The 2,048-nt window shown below is 70.5% G+C and carries 3 protein-coding genes; 1 reads left to right on the top strand and 2 read right to left on the bottom strand.

Features of this window, described 5'->3' with window-relative positions; genetic code table 11:
* A partial coding sequence (locus I0C86_RS00585) for a cellulose binding domain-containing protein (RefSeq protein ID WP_196199165.1) occupies positions 1-419 on the top strand: 419 nt, incomplete at its 5' end.
* 86 nt (positions 420-505) lie between these two features.
* Here the strand turns inward: I0C86_RS00585 and I0C86_RS00580 are convergent.
* Together I0C86_RS00580 and I0C86_RS00575 are read right to left on the bottom strand one after the other, a co-directional pair.
* The gene (locus I0C86_RS00580) at positions 506-1,354 is read right to left on the bottom strand and encodes a hypothetical protein (protein ID WP_196199164.1); all 849 of its coding nucleotides are present in this window, start codon (positions 1,352-1,354) and stop codon (positions 506-508) included.
* Positions 1,355-1,357: 3 nt separating this feature from the next.
* The gene (locus I0C86_RS00575; protein ID WP_196199163.1) at positions 1,358-1,852 is read right to left on the bottom strand and encodes a SigE family RNA polymerase sigma factor; all 495 of its coding nucleotides are present in this window, start codon (positions 1,850-1,852) and stop codon (positions 1,358-1,360) included.
* Between the last annotated feature and the right edge of the window lie 196 nt (positions 1,853-2,048).

Genomic DNA, 2,048 nt, shown 5'->3' with positions numbered 1-2,048 from the left:
TCACCGACGGGCCGACAACCCCGCCCACCACGACTCCGACGACTCCACCGACCGGCACGCCCACCACGCCGCCCACCAGTGCACCGACCACTCCACCGACCACTCCACCGACCACCCCGCCGACCAGTGGCGCCTGCTCGGCTTCGGTGTCACTCAACCAGTGGACCGGTGGCTTCGTCGCCACGGTACGGGTCACCGCCGGCTCCTCGCCGGTCAACGGCTGGACGATTTCCGTGACCCTGCCGTCGGGCACCACCATCACCAATGCCTGGAACGTCAACCGTAGCGGGAACACCGGTGCGGTCCAGTTCACCAACGTCGCCTTCAACGGCTCCATCGCCGCCGGCCAGTCGACCGAGTTCGGCTTCCAGGGCACCGGTACCGGCACGGGTTTGTCCCCCAGCTGCGCTGCCAGGTAGTTCTTCCCGCGCTCGGCGAACTCCCGGGGCCCGGTGTGGAGGCGGTAAGCCTCCGCACCGGGCGGCCGCAGCTGATGCTCGGATACCTACGGGAACAGGTGGAGCTCCGAGGCGAGCGCAAGCTCGACGATCTGGTCGGCGGTGAGAGCCGGCACCGGGCGCGTCGCCACAGGCTCAGGACCCTGGCGATCGTTGTTCGAGATCATAACGTTGACGATCGTCTGTCCCCGGTAGACCCGCGCGGTGAAGGTCCGTGGATGCTCCGCCGGCAGGGACCCCAGTTCGGTGCTCACCATTACGGTCGTCCCCGCCGGTCCCGGACGAATGGTGCAGGAGAAACGGGTGGTGGCCTCGCACTGGGCGGCGGCCGCGGTCCCCGCCGCCGGGCTGGTCACCCCGACCGTGAGAGAGAAGTCGCTGGTGCCCTGGGGGTCCTGGATCACGGCCTGCGCGTCCACCCAGTCGCCGTCCCGAGGTTGATCAGCGCTGGGCGGGCGGATCGACGTCCGCTCCGGCAGGCTGAAACCGACGAGCGGGCCGGCCAGCGCCCCCGGCGCCGCGAGAAACTCCGCGTCGGGCAGCATCCGCGGCATCGCGTAGGAGAGGTAACAGGTAAGGCTCGCAGCGGCCCAATCCACCAGCTCGTCCGACAGCGGCTGGTCGGGTGCGATGACGCCCGGCGGACGGGGCCCGGGCGGCGATGGACACTCGGGAGCGGCGGCGGTCGTCGTGGACGGCCCGGTCATCTGTGGTGCGACCATGACGCCCGCGGCGACCAGCACCGCGGTCAGCCCGGCGCCGGTCACCGCGGCCATTCGCCGAACCCGCCGCGAGCGCCGTCCGGCCGCGACCACCGCCTCGGAGGACAGCCTCATCGGGGGTTCCGCGTCGGCGGTGTACGCCTGTAGGAGGTCTCGTACCTCGGTCTCCTGCATCTGCTACTCCTTCGTCAGCACGGGGTCGCCGAGCGTTCCGCGCATGGACTGGATTCCCCGGGCCGTCTGGCTCTTCACCGTGCCCTCGGATATCCCGAGGAGGGTGGCCACCTCCGCGACCGGCAGGTCCTCCAGATAGCGGAGTACCACGGCGGCCCGTTGCCGAGGAGAGAGTTGGGCGAGGGCGCGGCGGACGGCCACCCGCACGGCGACGTCCACCCCGTCTGTCGACCGCTCGGGCGGGTCCGGTGTGACCGCCTCCCACCGGCGGCGATGCCGGTTCGACAGGAACGCGTTGACCAGAATCCGCCGGGAGTAGGCATCGACCGATTCGGTACGGATCCGGGGCCAGTTCCGGTACAGCCGGACGAACGTGGCCTGCACCAGATCCTCGGCGGTGTGCCAGTCTCCGCACAGAGAGTAGGCGAGCCGCCGCAGCGGTCCGGCCCGTACGGTGAAGTACTCGACGAACTGTTGTTCCCAACCGGCTCTGGCCACCTTGGCACCTTCCTCCTCGACACCCCATCTACTCCGCGGGGCGCCCGGAGGTTGCCTGCCGGTACAGAAGGAACGCGCAGGGTCCGGCGGAAGCCCAAGATCGGCAACGTCACCGGGTCCGGGACGAGGCACCTCGCCCCGACCGGAGGCCGACCGCTACGGACGACGCGGCGCACGGGGTTGTGGGGCAGATGCT

The sequence above is a fragment of the Plantactinospora alkalitolerans genome (genome assembly GCF_015690345.1).
Taxonomy (GTDB): Bacteria; Actinomycetota; Actinomycetes; order Mycobacteriales; family Micromonosporaceae; genus Plantactinospora; species Plantactinospora alkalitolerans.
This window is presented reverse-complemented; position numbering and strand designations above follow the sequence as displayed.

Bases quoted from the DNA above. Each gene is read 5' to 3' on its own strand.
- I0C86_RS00580 (WP_196199164.1), bottom strand. From the start codon at position 1,354: ATGCAGGAGACCGAGGTACGAGACCTCCTACAGGCGTACACCGCCGAC.